Origin of the sequence: Acinetobacter sp. OYA S30, assembly GCF_033599315.1 — a bacterium.
GTDB classification, from domain to species: domain Bacteria; phylum Pseudomonadota; class Gammaproteobacteria; order Pseudomonadales; family Moraxellaceae; genus Acinetobacter; species Acinetobacter baumannii.
Map to the genome: position 1 here is coordinate 225061 of NZ_JAWVAV010000001.1, position 17190 is coordinate 242250.

The window sequence follows — 17190 nt, forward strand, 5'->3', positions numbered from 1 at the left end:
TTTAAAACTATACTAGCCCAAACGATAAAAGGCACAATAGCATATTTGCGCCTATGGATTAAAACACTCACGGCAGCACCGGATGATCTGACATTACGGTTGCCACCTTTAAGTATTGAGGAGTCCTACATGGAACACATCGAACGTGAATCGATGGAGTTTGACGTTGTCATCGTAGGTGCAGGACCTGCAGGTCTATCTGCTGCGATTAAGATCCGTCAATTAGCGATTGAAAATAACTTACCCGATCTTTCAGTTTGTGTAGTTGAAAAAGGCTCTGAAGTAGGTGCGCATATCTTATCTGGTGCTGTACTTGAACCGCGTGCTATTAATGAACTTTTCCCGAACTGGAAAGAAGAAGGTGCGCCTCTTAACGTACCTGTAACTGAAGACAAGACATTCTTCTTGCTTTCAGAAACTACCTCTAAAGAAGCACCTCACTGGATGGTTCCTAAAACCATGCACAATGATGGGAACTATGTTATCTCGCTAGGTAACGTTGTTCGCTGGTTAGGTCAAAAAGCTGAAGAATTAGAAGTTTCTATCTTCCCTGGCTTTGCTGCATCTGAAGTGCTTTACCATGAAGACGGTACTGTAAAAGGTATTCAAACTGGTGACATGGGTATTGGTAAAGATGGCGAGCCTACACATAACTTTACTCCGGGTTATGAACTTCACGCTAAATACACTCTCTTTGCTGAAGGCTGCCGTGGTCACTTAGGTAAACGCCTAATTGCAAAATATAATCTTGATAAAGATGCAGATCCTCAACATTACGGGATCGGGATTAAAGAACTTTGGGAAATCGACCCAGCAAAACATAAACCGGGTCTAGTGATGCACGGTGCTGGTTGGCCATTGTCTGAAACTGGTTCTTCTGGTGGTTGGTGGTTATACCACGCTGAAAACAACCAAGTGACTTTGGGTATGATTGTGGACTTGTCTTATGAAAATCCACACATGTACCCATTCATGGAAATGCAGCGCTGGAAAACTCACCCACTCATCAAACAGTATTTAGAAGGTGGTAAACGTATTTCTTACGGCGCACGTGCTGTAGTGAAAGGCGGTTTCAACTCTTTACCTAAATTGACTTTCCCGGGTGGTTGCTTAATTGGTGATGATGCAGGTTTCTTAAACTTTGCGAAAATCAAAGGCTCACACACTGCCATGAAATCAGGCATGTTATGTGGTGAAGCTATATTTGAAGCAATTGCTGCCGGAGTTGAAAAAGGTGGTGATCTTGCGGTTGCTCGTGTAACCGAAGGCGAAGATTTATTCGTTAAAGAATTAACTTCTTACACAGACAAATTTAACAACAGCTGGTTAAAAGAAGAGCTTTATAACGCTCGTAACTTTGGCCCTGCAATGCATAAGTTTGGGCAATGGATTGGTGGTGCATTTAACTTTATTGACCAAAACGTCTTTAAAGTGCCATTCACTTTACATGACTTGAAACAAGACTTCGCTGTATTGAAAACTGTTGATGCAACGAGCTTCAAGCCAACCTATCCAAAACCAGATGGCAAGCTTACATTTGACCGTTTATCTTCTGTGTTTATCTCAAACACTGTACACGAAGAAAACCAGCCAGCTCACTTGAAGCTTACTGATCCTTCAATTCCAGTGAATGTGAACTTACCGAAATGGGATGAGCCTGCTCAGCGCTATTGCCCTGCTGGTGTTTACGAAATCATGGAAAATGATGACGGCTCTAAACGCTTCCAGATTAACGCAGCGAACTGTGTTCACTGTAAGACCTGTGACATTAAAGACCCATCTCAAAATATTACTTGGGTAACACCTGAGGGTGGTGGTGGTCCGAATTACCCTAACATGTAATTCCTTGCGCCGCTTTAACTGCGGCTCATATCCTAAGGTGTAACAAAAAGCCCCGATTATTCGGGGCTTTTTTTATTGGAATCAGCTTATTCAAAAGGAGGGATTTTTGCTACGTTTAAATTAAGATTCCTTTTGTAGAAAATAAATGTGCCTAATAAAAATAAGCCGAGAAAACCAAAGTTTCGCGCTAAATCGAAGTACCAAACTGATTTACCAAATAATAAATCGAGAATTAGTAAAAACCCCATAAACCTTGTGTGTAAGATCAAACTCATTTTAACTTTAGGTACAGGAGCAAAATGTGTATTGCTATAACCTAATATAACTGAACCAAGAGTGATCAAAATAAATAGAATTAAGATAGTGATATTCTCGGATAACCAAGAAACTTCAATACGTAACAAACCTGCAATACAGAAAAACCAAAGACATATAATTAAACTCTGTTTTACAAAATAATCATTCACTTTATCAAGGCATCTAAATATTTAGTTTTTAGAATTATATAACGATTCTTATTTGAAAAATATTATCATTTTAAATTAAAAATTAATTTCTAATAGAGCTTCTAATATGTGTGGATAGAAGCTCTATTCTATTTTTGTTGTTCTATCCTTTTTGTACCAGATAACGGTATTCTTTATGGTTCTGCTCATCTAGAACTTCTTCTTTTAATAGGAGTTCATGTCCCAAATGCATACAAAACTTAGGGATATCCCAAGAAGTCGAAGGGTCAGTCGCCAACACTTCAACAACATCTCCTGATTTTGCTTTGCGAATCGCCTGATGCAGCATCATGACAGGTTCCGGACAACGTAAACCACGCGTATTAAGTTGTACAGTAGGTGAAATAGGTTGTTCTGACATAACAAACTCGAACAAATAGAATTTTCACATTTTAGCATAAACCCATCACTGTCTTATGAACTGTAACTGGCATTTACATAACAATATGTGTTTTGTCTTTTACTTTGTTTTATAGATGCATAAGGGCTTTTTCTTCGGTATGATCAGTGTATTCATTTGATACATTGAGTCTTTAGGAAAGATCATGCAAGAGGAACCGAGTCCGTCGTGGGGTATGCGAGGCTTACGAAAGTGGTTAGGTACAGCGCCAGAAACCCGAGATGAATTATTAAAACTAGTCCAAAATTCACGTCGTTTTTTAGAACCTGATACTGTTGCCATGCTTGAAGGTGTTCTTGACCTTCCTGCTACAAAAATTCGTGAAGTCATGACGCCACGAACAGCAATGATCAGTATGCAAGAAGATGATCAGTTACTTGATATTCTTCACGTATTGGTTGAGTCTGCTCACTCACGTTTTCCAGTTTTCTCAGCTGACCAACCTGATAATGTTGTTGGTATTTTACTGGCAAAAGATTTACTACCATTTTTGACTGAACCAAATACTAAATTAGATATTGGCTCGCTCATGCGTCAGCCATTATTTGTGCCTGAAAGTGCACGTTCAGATCAAGTTCTTCGTATGCTTAAGCACACCCAGACCCATATCGCGATTGTGATTGATGAATATGGATCAACAGCGGGACTGGTTACGCTTGAAGATATTCTTGAAGAGATCGTTGGTGAAATTGAAGACGAACATGATACTGCGGATGAAGATGCACAGTATATTGTTCCAGATAACGACCATACAATAGCGAATGCATGGATGGTGCAGGCACTTACACCAATTGAACACTTCAACACTGTTTTAGATGCTGATTTTTCTGACGATGAAGTAGAAACTGTCGGCGGTTTATTGCTTCAAGAAATTGGTCTAGTTAGTGATTTACAAGGTCAGACTGTTGAGCTTGGAAATTGGTTATTTACGATTGTTGAAGCAGATGCCCGCACTATTCATCTGATTCGAGCTGTACGTCAATGAGAGCATACTTTGAAAAGCTGTTAGATTCTTCGCAACAACAAAAACAGCTTCCTTTAATTTTTCCATTGCTCATTGCTTTATTTTCAGGTGCCGTGTTCAGTTTTGCACTGGCACCTTATTATTGGTGGTGGCTGGCAATTTTGTCTCCTGCCCTACTCTATGCGACATTGCATAACCGCTCAGCCAAACAAGCATTTGCAATTGGCTGGAGTTATGGTTTTGGTTTATGGTTTGTAGGGGCTTTCTGGCTCTATACGTCGATCCATGTATATGGCGATACCAATGCTTTTCTAAGCGTATGTATGATTGCGGTTATGGCCCTTGTAATGGGCTTATTTACAGCATTTCAGACATGGGTTTATCGACGCTTCTTCCCTGAAACACCACTGACTTTCGCCCCTCTCTGGATTATTTTTGAGTGGGCTAAAACTTGGGTATTTACCGGTTTCCCTTGGCTGTTTGTAGGTTATGCTTTTACTGAACGTTTACTCGATGGTTATGCGCCGCTATTTGGTATTTATGCAATTTCCTTCGTAGTCATTGTATTGGCGTGTGCTTTAGTTGAAGTTCTACGTAAGCGTATTTTCTGGGTTATCCCTGCTGCCCTATTGGTTTTAGGTGCATGGGGAGCATCATATATTCAGTTTGTACAACCTAAAGCTACCAAACCGCTTAGCGTTTCGCTCATTCAAGGTAACATTCCACAAGATTTAAAATGGCTAACCGAATATCAAGTTAGAACATTAGAAATTTATGCTGGTTTGACTCAATCTGAATGGGGCCGTGACCTCATTGTATGGCCTGAGTCTTCAATTCCACTCTTCCAAACCGACATTGAACCGTTTTTGGATGCAATGGATGCACAAGCTAAAAAGAACCATACCGCTTGGGTAACTGGCATACCTTATTGGGATGTAGTGAAATCGCATCAAGTCGGAAGTCCACTGTATTACAACAGTATTATGGCCTCTGGCAGCGATTCAAGCGGCCTTTATAAAAAGCAGCGTCTCGTACCTTTTGGTGAATATATTCCGCTGTCAGGTTTGCTTTCTTGGGTTTTACCAGCCATGCAAAATGATATTAGCATGAGCGGTTTTACACGTGGTGAGAGTGATCAGAAACCACTTTTAATTAAAGGGCACGCGCTTGCGGCTGCAATTTGTTATGAAGTGGCTTACCCGAATCTGACACGTCGTAATGCAGAAGATAGCGACTTTTTGGTAACTGTATCTAACGATGCTTGGTTTACCGGAACAGCTGGCCCATGGCAACATTTACAAATGGTGCAGATGCGTGCGAAAGAAAATGGTCGCTGGTTTATTCGTGCAACTAACACAGGTGTAACAGCGTTTATTGATCAAAATGGTCATATCACCGAACAAGCACCGATTGATAAAGAGTTTGTCTTGAGAGGCGATTTACCAGCCATGCAAGGACAAACTCTCTATAACCGTCTAGGTGATTATCCAATTTTAGGATTTGCAATATTACTGCTGGTTTTAGGTTGGATTTATCGTCCACGTAAAGTAGATGTGTCTTACAAATCACGTCGCTAAATTATAATAACTTTGTACCCAGAGGTACTTCAAACTCTGGGATACAAAGTGCTACATCCCCATCTGCATTATGAAACCCTGCTACCAAACATTCCGATTGGATAGGCCCTATTTGCTTTTTAGGGAAATTCACTACCGCAACAACTAATTTACCAATCAAATCCTGCGGTTGATAAAGTTTAGTAATCTGTGCACTCGATTTACGTACACCCAATTCTTCACCAAAATCTACATGCAAAATATAGGCAGGTTTTCGCGCCTTTTCAAAAACCTCAGCTTGAATAATTTTACCAACGCGCAGTTCTACTTTTAAAAAGTCATTCCACTCGATTTGTTCCATTTCATATTTCTCATCTTCTTAAATTGCTGATTTGAAGCATATAATATGTACAAATGAAGAAACACCCTGTTTTAAGTCCAGTTAAAAAATAAAACGTAGACGTTGAGTCTACGTTTTATTTAAAAATTTGGGTTTAAATAAGATTAAAAAGCAATCGATAATTGCAAAGATAAATAAGCAACTAAACTCGATAAAAAAACCATCGGCACATAACGATAAGCTTTAAAAAGCAATTGTTCGTATTTAGAAGTCATCTGTTTAGTTTGCCATACACTCGTTTTTAATGCGGTAAAAAAGCTCACCATTAACCAAGCGCTTACAATACTTAAGGCAAAGAAACCAATCATGATTTGGCTACTTCCCTCAGTACTCAACCATAGCTTTAATGAAACTTCAGCAATAGGTAATAATGCTAAAATCAATAGGACAGATTTAAGCATCGCCCAATGAAACTGATTCAGCTCATCAAGTACGAGAAATGCTTTCATTTAATCTCTCCCATTCATTGAATAAAGTGCTTTTTATTTATTATGCAAAGCTTTTATTTAAATATATAGCTTATTTTCTCTTATATTTTAACTTTCTTGTAACTATTAAATATGGGAATAATTCTTATTTTAAATCTCAAATCTATATATTAATTTTTTCACTTTATTTTCAATGCATTATTATATTTTTTATGATTAAGAAAGATTATCAATTCGGATTATTGTTTTATCTTATTAACCGAATCGATAATCTCTCTTACATTTTAATTAAGGCTGATAATAAATATCGGCATCGTTACCTTCACCACCTTCTTTACCATCTGCGCCAAATGAATATAGATCAAAAGGATGGCCGTCTTTTCCAGGTACGACATATTGGATATCATTTTTCCAGCTGTCTTTAGGATAACCACCTTTCACATAACCACCCGGCATCCAGTTTTTTGCTGTAGCAGGTTGATTAATAAGCGCATCTAAACCACCTTCTTGCATGGTTGGGAAATGCCCATTATCGAGCTTGTATTGATCTAAGGCACCCGCAACCCCTTTCAAGGTAATTTGAGTCGTATCAATTTTAGCTTTTTCACTACGGCCCATGACGTTCGGTACGATTAAAGCAGCCAACACGCCTAAGATTACAATCACGACCATAACTTCAATAAGCGTAAAGCCCGAGGCACGTTTCATTCGAGCACGGCTCGAACATGTCGCAAGTCCGAAAGCACTTGAAGAGCAAACATCTGATACAGAGCTATGCTCGGAATGGCACGTTGGTTCAAACTGATTTGAAACCACAGATTCACTATGTTGTTTCATCGCTGTTTCGCTTTGAATATTTTTTACTTTCATCATTATCTCTAATATCAAAGTTATTAAATCATATTGTTCATATTTACGATTGGCAGCATAACCGCAATTACAATAACCAGTACGATGCTTGCCATTAACACCAGCATAAGCGGTTCAAGTAATGCCAATAAGGTTGAAATAAATGTCGTCACCTCGCGGTCTTGCATGGTCGACGCACGTTCAAGCATACGGTCAAGCTCACCTGATGCCTCACCACTTCGAATCATTTGTACCATCATTGGTGGGAAATAACCACTGCGCTCCAGTTGCGTACCGAGGTTACCGCCTTCGGTAACACGTTCAGCCGCTTGGGAAATTGAATCACGGATAACCCAGTTATTGGTCACAGCAGCACCAATCTTTAAGGCATCTACTAATGGCACGCCTGAACGAGTCAAAATAGATAAAGTACTGGCAAAGCGCGCAGCATTAATACCACGGGATAGTTTACCGAATAATGGCAATTTGAGTGTTAATCGATCAAAAGCATAATGTCCCGCAGTAGTTTTTAAAAAACGGACAAAAGCCACTACTCCTACAATTGCAAAAAGAATAATAAATACCCATGCATGACGGATAAAATCACTCGCTTTCATTAAAGCAACTGTAATCCATGGTAAGGCATCTTTGCTTTGATCGAAGGTTTTTACAATCTCTGGGACCACATAAGTCATTAATCCCATCACAATACCGAAAGACATCAGCATTAAAATGATTGGGTAAATCATGGCACCTTGAACTTTCTTTTGCATGGCAAAACGGTTCTCGGTGTAGTCTGATAGCTGATCTAAAATGAGATCTAAGTGTCCTGAACGCTCACCTGCGGCAACAGTAGCAATATAAAGGTCAGGAAAACGCCCGGACTGTTGCATCCCTTGTGCAAGTGAATGTCCTTCCAATACTTTTGAACGAACTGAGAGTAAAAGATTTTGCACATGTGCTTTTTCACTTTGTCTGCTCACGGCGCGGAGAGCTTCTTCTAAAGGAATTGCAGCAGCAACCAAAACCGAAAGCTGTCTGGTCATGAGCGCCAAATCGTAAGCACTAAACTTTTTTTGGAATAATCCGTGGCTTTGATGCTTATCTTTTTGTTCAACCGGGTCAACGCTAATCGGAGTCCATGCTTTATCGCGTAATTGTTGGCGAATCTGACGTGCCGAGTCTCCTTCAAGCACCCCCTTTTGCTGCTTCCCTGAAGCATCAATAGCAGTAAATTGATATGCAGGCATGGTAATGTTCTAATTTTCCAAAAATAATAGTCGCTGCTGTTGCATCTATGCTACGCAATCATTCATATTCATTCTATAGCCTGTGTAGAATACCCAAGTCCTCTTCACGACGCTATGCCGTTTTTTAAAATTGACGAAATGAGCCTCTATGACCATAACGCCAAAGCCTGATTCAGTTGTTTATCGTGTGCGTGTTGCCGTACCTGTGCATCTGTACGACACTTTTGACTATACACTCACCAAAGCACAATATGAACGGGCTCAAGTAGGTTCACGCGTCGCAATTTCATTTGGACGGCAAAACCTGATTGGTATCATTACTGAAAAAGTTGACCCACAAGAATCATTTACAGGTAACTTTCAGCTTAAGGCCATTTCTGAACTTTTAGATGATGAGCCTATTTTAGATGAACAAGTTTTAAATTTATTGACATGGTCAGCACAATATTACCAATTTCCGATTGGTGAGGTAATGCAGACTGCTTTACCTGCGTTATTGCGTCAGGGCAAACCCATGGATGTTTTATTTCATCTATGGAAAATCATTCCATGTGACAATGCCGAAGCTTTATTAAAACGCTCAATCAAACAGCAAGATGCTTATCAAATTTTAAAATTACATCCTGCCGGAACCACTGAAAATATTCTCAATTTAAGTGGTGTAGAAACGGCTACGCTTAAAGCACTACAAAAGAAAGGTCTCGTAGACTGTACGCTTGAGCCTCATGACTTTAGTCCATCCCCTGTGCAATTGGCGCAAATGCCACTCACGCTCAATGAAGACCAAAAGAAGGCCACCCAGCACGTCCTTAATGCACAGCATCAATACCAAGCATTTTTACTAGATGGCTTAACTGGAAGTGGTAAAACCGAAGTTTATTTGCACATCATGCATGAGGTGCTAAAGCAAGGTAAGCAAGTACTGGTGTTAGTGCCTGAAATTGGTTTAACCCCTCAAACTATTTCGCGCTTTAAGTCTCGTTTTAACTGCGACATTGCTTTATTACATTCGGGGTTAAATGACTCTAAACGCCTACAAGCATGGCAACAAGCACAGACTGGAAAGGCCTCTATTATTTTAGGAACACGTTCAGCCATTTATACCCCGCTGCCACGTTTGGGCCTGATCATTTTAGATGAAGAACATGACCTTTCTTATAAACAACAAGAAGGTTTCCGTTACCATGCTCGTGATGTCGCACTTTACCGAGGATATTTACAAGGCTGTCCTGTTCTTTTAGGTTCAGCAACTCCAAGCATTGACAGTTATCACTTAGTCGAAACTGGCAAGTTAACTGCACTTCAGCTGAACCAGCGTGCAGGCCATGCGCTTTTACCAAAAATGCATTTGATTGATCTTAAAATTGTCAAAAAACAGCATGGTATTAGTCAGCCTTTAATCGAACAGATTAAAAATACCCTAGCAAGAAAAGAACAGGTTTTAATTTTTTTAAACCGTCGTGGTTATGCACCTGTTCTAGTCTGTGAAAGTTGTGGTTGGCAAGCGAATTGTCCTCATTGTGATGCACATTTTACTTTGCACACTCAGCCCTACTCTTACTTACATTGTCATCACTGTGGCACCGTTCATCGCTTGCCAGACCAATGCCCTGAGTGTCAGCAAAAGAGCCTCAAAACTTTAGGTGCTGGCACAGCCAAGGTTGAAGAGCATTTACAAGAATTATTCCCAGATCATGATGTGATTCGGGTCGATCGTGACAGCACCAGCCGAGTCGGTAGCTGGCAAAAAATTTATGATCGCATTCAACAAAATAAACCTTCGATTTTGCTCGGTACGCAAATGTTGGCAAAAGGTCACCATTTTCCGCATGTGACCTTGGTTGCTATTTTAGACATCGATGCAGGTTTATTGAGTGTCGATATTCGAGCGCCAGAGCGTACTGCTCAATTGATTGTACAAGTGGCTGGTCGTGCAGGTCGTGGAGAACATAAGGGTCATGTTTATTTACAGACTTTAAGGCCAGATCACCCTTTATTGACCACACTTATTGAAAAAGATTATCGGGCAGTGGCGAAACAAACATTGGCTGAGCGTAAAGTTGCATTACTGCCGCCTTATCGCTATGCCGTACTTATACGCGCTGAATCGAAAGATCGCGACTATACCTTGCATTTTTTAAATGAAGCTGCCGAGCAACTTCGCCAAATAGCAGGTGATATTGTTGATATCTGGGGACCAATTCCAGCGCCAATGGAACGTAAAGCAGGACGTTACCGCGCACATATGGTGATTTTGTCTGCTGACCGCGCTCGTCTGCATTTTTACTTAAGACAATGGTGGGCTCAGTTGGTCCATGCGCCAAGACAGCATCAACTCAGACTCTCAATTGATGTTGACCCGCAAGAATTTAGTTAGACGATTTGAATATCATGGTGTGAAGAACACTTTTTCCCTTTACACTTAAAAAAGATCAATACATTCGGGGCAATGAATGTCATTCCTACTGCAAGCAACTATTTTTCTTGGAGCATCTCTGATTTTAGTCCCTTTGGGCAAACGCCTAGGGATTGCAACAGTTTTAGGTTATTTATTTACGGGCATACTTCTTGGCCCGAGTGTGTTAAATATTGCCCATGACCCTGAGGCCATTATGGAGTTGGCTGAATTTGGGGTCATTTTACTTATGTTCCTGATTGGTCTAGAGCTCCGCCCGCAACGTTTGTGGGAAATGCGTGACTCCATATTTGTGATGGGAAGTTTACAGGTCGTGATTACGGGCATAATTCTTATGCTCACCGTATTGCTGCTATTTCAACAACACCTTGCTGCCAGCTTTGTGATTGGTTTTGCGCTTGCGCTGTCTTCTACGGCCTTTGTATTACAGCTTCTGACTGAGAAACAACAGCTCAATACCACCTACGGTCAGCAATCGTTTTCAATTTTGCTTTTTCAAGACATTGCAGCAATTCCATTACTTGCGGTAATTCCTCTTCTGGCAGGAACCGAATCTACCCATCATGGTATTGCTTATTTTGCAGCCATCATCGCGACTTTTACCGGCTTGTTCCTATTTAGCCGTTATGTCATGCGCCCATTTTTCCGTTTTGTCGCCAAGAGTGGTGCGACTGAACTGATTACGGCTGTAGGGTTATTTATTATTCTTGCCGTTGTGTTACTGATGGACACTTTAGGCATTAGCACAACATTAGGTGCTTTCCTTACCGGGGTTCTTTTAGCCGACTCAGAATTCCGTCATGAGCTTGAAGCGAGTATTGCACCGTTTAAAGGGCTCTTACTTGGCTTATTCTTTATGACCGTAGGTATGACGACACAATTGTCGTTACTGATTGAAATGCCTTGGCTCATTATTGGTGGAGCAATCGGCCTACTCGTCATCAAAACCCTCGTTTTAACTGCCATTGCCCGCTATAAAAAGTACAGTTGGAACAATAGCTTGTTACTCGGGACTTGCTTGGCTCAAGGCGGTGAATTCGCTTTTGTAATTTTGAGCCTAGCAAAAAGTGAAAAGATTTTAACGGATGCCTTATTAGAGCCTGTCACGTTGATTGTGACCTTATCAATGGTCCTTACCCCAGTGATTTACTGGATCATGGCCTGTAAGATCATTCCCCTTTTTCATAAAGAATTGCCACCTGAATATGATGAGATTCCTCAGCAAGATAACCCAATTATCATTGCCGGTTTTGGGCGCTTTGGACAAATTATTGCGCGTATTGCCCGCTTACAGCACTTAGGATTTACTGCCATCGATAACAATCTTCATCAAGTGGACTTTGTTCGACGTTACGGCGGTAAGCTCTATTATGGTGATGTCACCCAGCCTGACTTACTTCGCTCAGCAGGGATTGAAAAAGCGAAAGTATTTATTTTAGCAATTGATGATGTCGAAGACTCTATGAATGTCGCACGTCATCTTAGATTGAACTATCCAAACCTAAAATTACTGGCTCGTGCTCGTGACCGCCACCATGTGCACCTGTTAAGAGACTTAGGTGTTGAACATATTTGGCGTGAAACCTATTTATCATCATTAGGTATGGCTTATCGTGCTTTACGCGAACTCGGTATTTCCGATGAACAAGCTTATAACAATATCGAAATCTTTCGGGATTATGATGAGAAATTACTCATACAGCAGCAAAGCATTTATACCGATGAACAAAAGGTTTTTGAAACCCATCGTAATGCTCTGGCAGAGCTTGAACACCTATTTGAAAGCGATGCACAACAAGCCACATCGAAGCACGACGTTAACTTAAAGCGTCATTTACAACCAAATCGTATCGACATTACACGAGATCACGAAGAATAACTTGAGATTTCGCAAAATGGCTATATTAAGGACTTATTCACATTGCCTAAATGATTGCGACAATCGGTACAAGAGTTGCCGTTGTCCTGCTTGCAGCTTCGCTGCATTCCCTAAGCCTGATTAAACCGAAATTGTTATAATCTGCTTAGGGCCCTGGAGAATATTATGTCTGATTTACGCCAACGCTTTTATATAGAGGACTTTCCTGTTCGCGGTGAAGTGGTTCATCTAGAAGAAGCATTAAAAACTATTTTAGCTCAACGCGACTACATGCCTGCGGTTCAAATTCTATTAGGCGAGATGTTGAGCGCTACAGCATTACTTGCGAGTACTTTAAAAATCAAAGGTCGTATCAGCTTGCAAATCCAGGCTAACGGCTCTTTCAAATGGGCTATGGCAGAATGTAACCATTTAGGCGAAGTTCGTGCTTTAGCAGACTACGAAACAGATCCACGTTTTGGTGAAGCAACAGATAGCAGCACTGTTTTAGCGGCTTTGGTTAACCCTGTTTTATTTATTAACATCGAACCTGAGCATGGTGAGCGTTATCAAGGGATTGTACCTCTTGATCAAGCAAATTTAGCAGGCTGTTTAATGCAGTACTATGACTTGTCTGCACAAATTCCAACCCGAATTGTACTGGCAAGCACCGCACAGCGCTCAGGTGGTTTGCTCATTCAGTTATTACCTCGTCATGATGAGGAAGAGCAAAAACTGGTTGATGAAGATTTATGGCCACGTTTAACCATGCTAACTGAAACGCTTAAGTCAGAAGAACTGACAGAGCTTTCAGCAAATGAGATTTTGTATCGTCTTTATAACGAAGAAGAAGTACGTTTACCAGAAGTTGAACACTTAAAATTTGGTTGTACTTGTTCTAAAGAACGCTGTGCCAAAGCCCTCATTCAAATTGGTGTTGATGCTGTTCATGAAACATTGGAAGCACAAAACCCGATTCAAATGGATTGCCAGTTCTGTAACACCCGTTATGAGTTCACTGCTGAAGAGGCACTGGGTCTGTTTGGTGAACATTTGAGTTAATCACCTACTTCATAAAAAGGCGGGCAATCCGCCTTTTTATTTATCTATAATTTTTTGATGATAATTTTCAGCATGTTATTTTAAATCAGTTAATATGAGCTTACTTGATAACCCAATAAATAAGATGCTTATATCTCATGAATTATTTTGATTATTTTCTCTTTATTTTTAGTGTCATTATTATGATTGCGACCCCTGGTCCTGTCATGATTTTAGTGGCAAGTGCCGGACTTAAAGGTGGTTATAAAAAAGCACTGGAAACCATTTTTGGTACAAACCTTGCCTCTCTCGTTTTAATTTTTATTTCAGTACTCGTACTTAAAGGCGTATTGGGTATTAATGAAAATTATTTAAATATTATTCGTGTTTTAGGCTGCCTATATATTGGTTATTTGGGTTTTAGTATTCTCAAAGAAGTCATTCAAGCTCCTCATCCTGAAGCAATTCAAACCGTTTCTGCTCAAAATGGCGGTTTTAAAAAAGGCTTTTTAGTGGGTATTTCAAACCCTAAAGATATTATTTTCTTTTCAGCTTTCTTTCCGCAATTTGTTTCTATTTCACCTCATCTAGATTTAAGTCTAACTATTCTTACGCTGACATGGATAGTTTTAGACTTTTTAACGCTATCTCTAGTCTATATATTTTTCCGCCGCCTCTCGAACAGCCATTTATACCCGAAGATCCTCGGTTTATGTGGTCTATTACTGTTAGTTATTGCCGTTTACGGTTTATATCAGACATTCATTTAAACAATGAGAGGCATAGCTCCCACAGTTCGATGTCTCTTTTATTTTGCTCGCCTTATTTCGCACGAGAACAACTCTTATACAATCTAGCTCATTGAAAGCTTTAAAAATCGTTTCATAATGAAATAAACAACACCATCGTGATAAAACATTATGGCTAAAAATTATTATGAAGAATTAGGGGTTAAACGAGAAGCCTCAGCTGATGAAATTAAAAAAGCGTATCGGAAATTAGCTCGTAAATATCATCCCGACATCAGCAAAGAAAAAGATGCAGAAGAAAAGATGCAGGCAATTAATGTTGCCTACGATACCCTAAGCAACCCTGAGAAAAAAGCTGAATACGACCAAATGTTAGACCACCCACAAGGTTTTAATGGTTTTGGTCAAGGGGCAGCTCAAGGTGGTTTCGATGGTGCCAGATTTTATCGTCAAGGTTTTACAGGCGGCGAGCAAGCAGACTTTAGTGGCTTTGAAGACTTATTTGGACGCTTTGGTGCAGGCTTTGGTGGTGGACAACAGCAATATCAAAGACAACAACGTAGTTATCGAGGTGAAGACCAGCATGCCAGCATAGAGGTCGATCTTGATATTGCTTACCATGGATCAACACAACATATCACACTGCAAATTCCAACCATTAATGCCTATGGTGAACCAGAGGTACAACGAAAAACCTTACAGGTAAAAATACCTAAAGGCATGAAAGAAGGACAGCAAATTCGCCTAAGTGGACAAGGACAAAGTGGTATTAATGGTGGTGCCAACGGCGATCTTTATATCGAGATTCAATATAAAGATACAGATCGTGTGCATGTCGAAGGCAGTGATGTATATTTGACTGTAGATGTAGCCCCATGGGAAGCCGCATTAGGGCAAGGCATTGAAGTAAAAACACCTGCAGGACCTTTACACGTCAATTTACCTAAAAATGCAAAACAAGGACAACAGCTACGTTTAAAAGACAAAGGGATACCAAATAAAACGCCAGGCCATCTTTATTTAATTTTAAATATTGTATTCCCACCGGCGCATTCTGAAAAAGAAAAAGAAGCCTATCAGCAATTGGCAGAAGCCTTTGCTTCATTCGAACCTCGTTCATCTCATTAGGGAGCAAGATCATGACAACCATCCATTATCGAGAAATTGTATGTGACGGCCACACCTTTAGTGCTGAAGTCGTTGATGAACAATGTACATTTGACTTGCAACAGTTTGCTCAAGCCTGTGGTCAAAGCCCAGACTGGATTCTAGAGCTCATTGAGTACGATATTTTAGCGATTGATACTCCACCTGAAAAACATCAATTCATGGGTGAAGATGTTATTCGCGCTCGTAAAGCATATCGTTTGCAACGTGACTTTGATGCAAGCCTTGCAGCTGTTGCGGTGATGTTAGATTTGATTGATGAAGTGCAACAACTTAGAAAACAGTTGAAGCATTTTCATTGAGGAATAGCATTAATACAGCATAAAACCCTAGTTGAAATCTGATAGTCGGGAAAGCCATCTGCAACCTGCGTGGTATCAATCAGATAATGGTTTTGTAATACTGTTATTTAAAAATAGGTATTGAACAGGTTTTGCAGATGGTAATGGTTTTGCCTACTTTTGCCGAAACAAAAGTAGGTCGAACCGAAGGTTCATGACTATATTAAATAACAAGTCAGCAAGACCCCGTCGTGCAGAAATAAAAATTTACTTCAACCGAGTAATCTTTTCCACTTCCTTCAAAGTCTGCTTAATCGGTTCGTATTCCAAAAACCAAAACAAATTCATACGATCTTGGCGATGCTGCTGCGCCAGTAAATCAATCACACTTTTTTCACCACGCCCCACCAAATGCTGTCTATAAAAATAGTAGAGCAATAAAATGGTACTTAGCAGCATAACCCCAAGCATAATCCAAAAACCTACTGGTGATTTAAGCCCGGGAATAAATTCAAAGTTCATTCCATAAATACCCGTTAAAAGCGTAAGCGGCGCAAATACAGCAGTAATAATGGCAAGAATACGCATGTTCTCATTGGTCTGGTTAGCAATTGCCGAGAAATGCAAATCTATTGCCGATTGAATCGCACTACGTAAACGTAAAGTATGTTTTTGAATACGTTCGACATGACTCATTAAATCGTTTAAACGCACTAATAAAAGGTCTTGAGAACTATGCGTCTTCTCTCCAATAACATGATGATAGTTTTCTACAATTTCATCACGAAACTCTTGTAAGGTTTCGATTTGTTCTTCGCATAGATTTTCAACCTGTTGAAAGGCCATATTTTCATGAAACAGTTGATGCCACTGCTTAAAACGCCGATTCCCTTGTAATAGCTGTTGTTGCCAATGTTCGACCCTTCTGGTCAAAGGTGAACGAATATCAAGGTAACCATCCACCATACTATTGAGCAGACGTAAACACAGATCTACAGGTGAATTAGGCAGCTTACGGGTTTTATTTTGCTCTTCGAGAGTTTTACATAAAATATTTTCAAGGCGCTGAATATAATTTTCAATCGACTTGTTGCCCTGCTCACGTACGCTAATAAGTACTTTAGGCGTAAAAATAAAACTGATCGGTGTGGTGGCTAAACCAAATACACTCTCATGTGATTCGCCATTTTTAATTTCATCATCCGGCGTTACGAGCTTCCTAAAAATAAGCAGGTCATATTCTTCAAGCGTATCAAATGCACAAGGATGTTCGATATTCGCAATATCTCGCATATGAAACTCATTAATGGATACATCTGCAAGTTGCTGAATTTTTTGTTGCCATTCTTCATTCTGGCTCACAACATCCGATCTCACACTATCAATCCAGAAAAACTCCAGAATATGTTCAGTGTGCTTTTCACGGCTTAAAAAAACATAGCCGTCGCTTTGATGACGATAAAAATAATAAACCTGCATACCA

The 17190-nt window shown here is 40.1% G+C and carries 16 protein-coding genes; 9 read left to right on the top strand and 7 right to left on the bottom strand.

Features of this window, described 5'->3' with window-relative positions:
* Nucleotides 1-129: 129 nt before the first annotated feature.
* Nucleotides 130-1842 (top strand): electron transfer flavoprotein-ubiquinone oxidoreductase, encoded by a 1713-nt coding sequence (locus R5R67_RS01085; protein WP_009518782.1) that lies wholly within the window; start codon nt 130-132, stop codon nt 1840-1842.
* Nucleotides 1843-1928: 86 nt separating this feature from the next.
* Here the strand turns inward: R5R67_RS01085 and R5R67_RS01090 are convergent, their stop codons facing one another.
* Entirely contained in the window at nt 1929-2309 is a 381-nt protein-coding gene (locus R5R67_RS01090; RefSeq protein WP_001000885.1) for a hypothetical protein, read from the bottom strand.
* A gap of 142 nt (nt 2310-2451) precedes the next feature.
* Nucleotides 2452-2709 (bottom strand): sulfurtransferase TusA, encoded by a 258-nt coding sequence (tusA, locus tag R5R67_RS01095; RefSeq protein WP_000003406.1) that lies wholly within the window; start codon nt 2707-2709, stop codon nt 2452-2454.
* Nucleotides 2710-2893: 184 nt separating this feature from the next.
* Between tusA and R5R67_RS01100 the strand changes: the two genes are divergently transcribed.
* Together R5R67_RS01100 and lnt are read left to right on the top strand one after the other, a co-directional pair.
* Nucleotides 2894-3733, top strand: a complete 840-nt coding sequence (locus R5R67_RS01100; protein ID WP_001154809.1) for an HlyC/CorC family transporter — start codon at nt 2894-2896, stop codon at nt 3731-3733.
* The gene (gene lnt, locus R5R67_RS01105) at nt 3730-5289 is read left to right on the top strand and encodes an apolipoprotein N-acyltransferase (RefSeq protein WP_001203098.1); all 1560 of its coding nucleotides are present in this window, start codon (nt 3730-3732) and stop codon (nt 5287-5289) included. The genes R5R67_RS01100 and lnt overlap by 4 nt, the downstream gene beginning before the upstream one ends.
* A gap of 1 nt (nt 5290) precedes the next feature.
* Here lnt and R5R67_RS01110 read toward each other — a convergent pair whose 3' ends face one another.
* From R5R67_RS01110 to gspF, 4 genes are all read right to left on the bottom strand, one after another.
* Nucleotides 5291-5629 (bottom strand): tRNA-binding protein, encoded by a 339-nt coding sequence (locus R5R67_RS01110; protein ID WP_000434937.1) that lies wholly within the window; start codon nt 5627-5629, stop codon nt 5291-5293.
* Between the two features lie 143 nt (nt 5630-5772).
* The gene (locus tag R5R67_RS01115) at nt 5773-6117 is read right to left on the bottom strand and encodes a hypothetical protein (RefSeq protein WP_000643176.1); all 345 of its coding nucleotides are present in this window, start codon (nt 6115-6117) and stop codon (nt 5773-5775) included.
* Nucleotides 6118-6384: 267 nt separating this feature from the next.
* The gene (gene gspG / locus R5R67_RS01120) at nt 6385-6966 is read right to left on the bottom strand and encodes a type II secretion system major pseudopilin GspG (RefSeq protein WP_000865307.1); all 582 of its coding nucleotides are present in this window, start codon (nt 6964-6966) and stop codon (nt 6385-6387) included.
* Between the two features lie 23 nt (nt 6967-6989).
* Nucleotides 6990-8195, bottom strand: a complete 1206-nt coding sequence (gspF, locus tag R5R67_RS01125; protein WP_001112089.1) for a type II secretion system inner membrane protein GspF — start codon at nt 8193-8195, stop codon at nt 6990-6992.
* A gap of 148 nt (nt 8196-8343) precedes the next feature.
* On the opposite strand from gspF, the gene R5R67_RS01130 reads away from it, so the two are divergent.
* The 6 genes from R5R67_RS01130 to R5R67_RS01155 all read left to right on the top strand — a co-directional run bounded on the left by R5R67_RS01130 (nt 8344) and on the right by R5R67_RS01155 (nt 15728).
* Nucleotides 8344-10572: a primosomal protein N' gene (locus tag R5R67_RS01130; RefSeq protein ID WP_000156655.1), complete on the top strand. Its 2229-nt coding sequence runs from the start codon at nt 8344-8346 to the stop codon at nt 10570-10572.
* Between the two features lie 76 nt (nt 10573-10648).
* Nucleotides 10649-12490: a monovalent cation:proton antiporter-2 (CPA2) family protein gene (locus tag R5R67_RS01135; protein WP_000008979.1), complete on the top strand. Its 1842-nt coding sequence runs from the start codon at nt 10649-10651 to the stop codon at nt 12488-12490.
* A gap of 165 nt (nt 12491-12655) precedes the next feature.
* Entirely contained in the window at nt 12656-13531 is an 876-nt protein-coding gene (locus tag R5R67_RS01140; RefSeq protein WP_001281765.1) for an Hsp33 family molecular chaperone HslO, read from the top strand.
* Nucleotides 13532-13668: 137 nt separating this feature from the next.
* Nucleotides 13669-14280 carry a LysE family translocator gene (locus tag R5R67_RS01145; protein ID WP_001105725.1) on the top strand — a complete coding sequence of 204 codons (612 nt, stop codon included), beginning with the start codon at nt 13669-13671 and terminating at the stop codon, nt 14278-14280.
* A 150-nt stretch (nt 14281-14430) separates the two neighbouring features.
* Nucleotides 14431-15387 (top strand): DnaJ C-terminal domain-containing protein, encoded by a 957-nt coding sequence (locus R5R67_RS01150; protein WP_001107916.1) that lies wholly within the window; start codon nt 14431-14433, stop codon nt 15385-15387.
* A gap of 11 nt (nt 15388-15398) precedes the next feature.
* Nucleotides 15399-15728: a chaperone modulator CbpM gene (locus R5R67_RS01155; RefSeq protein ID WP_000207458.1), complete on the top strand. Its 330-nt coding sequence runs from the start codon at nt 15399-15401 to the stop codon at nt 15726-15728.
* Nucleotides 15729-15974: 246 nt separating this feature from the next.
* On the opposite strand, the gene R5R67_RS01160 is transcribed toward R5R67_RS01155, so the two are convergent.
* Entirely contained in the window at nt 15975-17186 is a 1212-nt protein-coding gene (locus R5R67_RS01160) for a magnesium transporter CorA family protein (RefSeq protein WP_001198553.1), read from the bottom strand.
* Between the last annotated feature and the right edge of the window lie 4 nt (nt 17187-17190).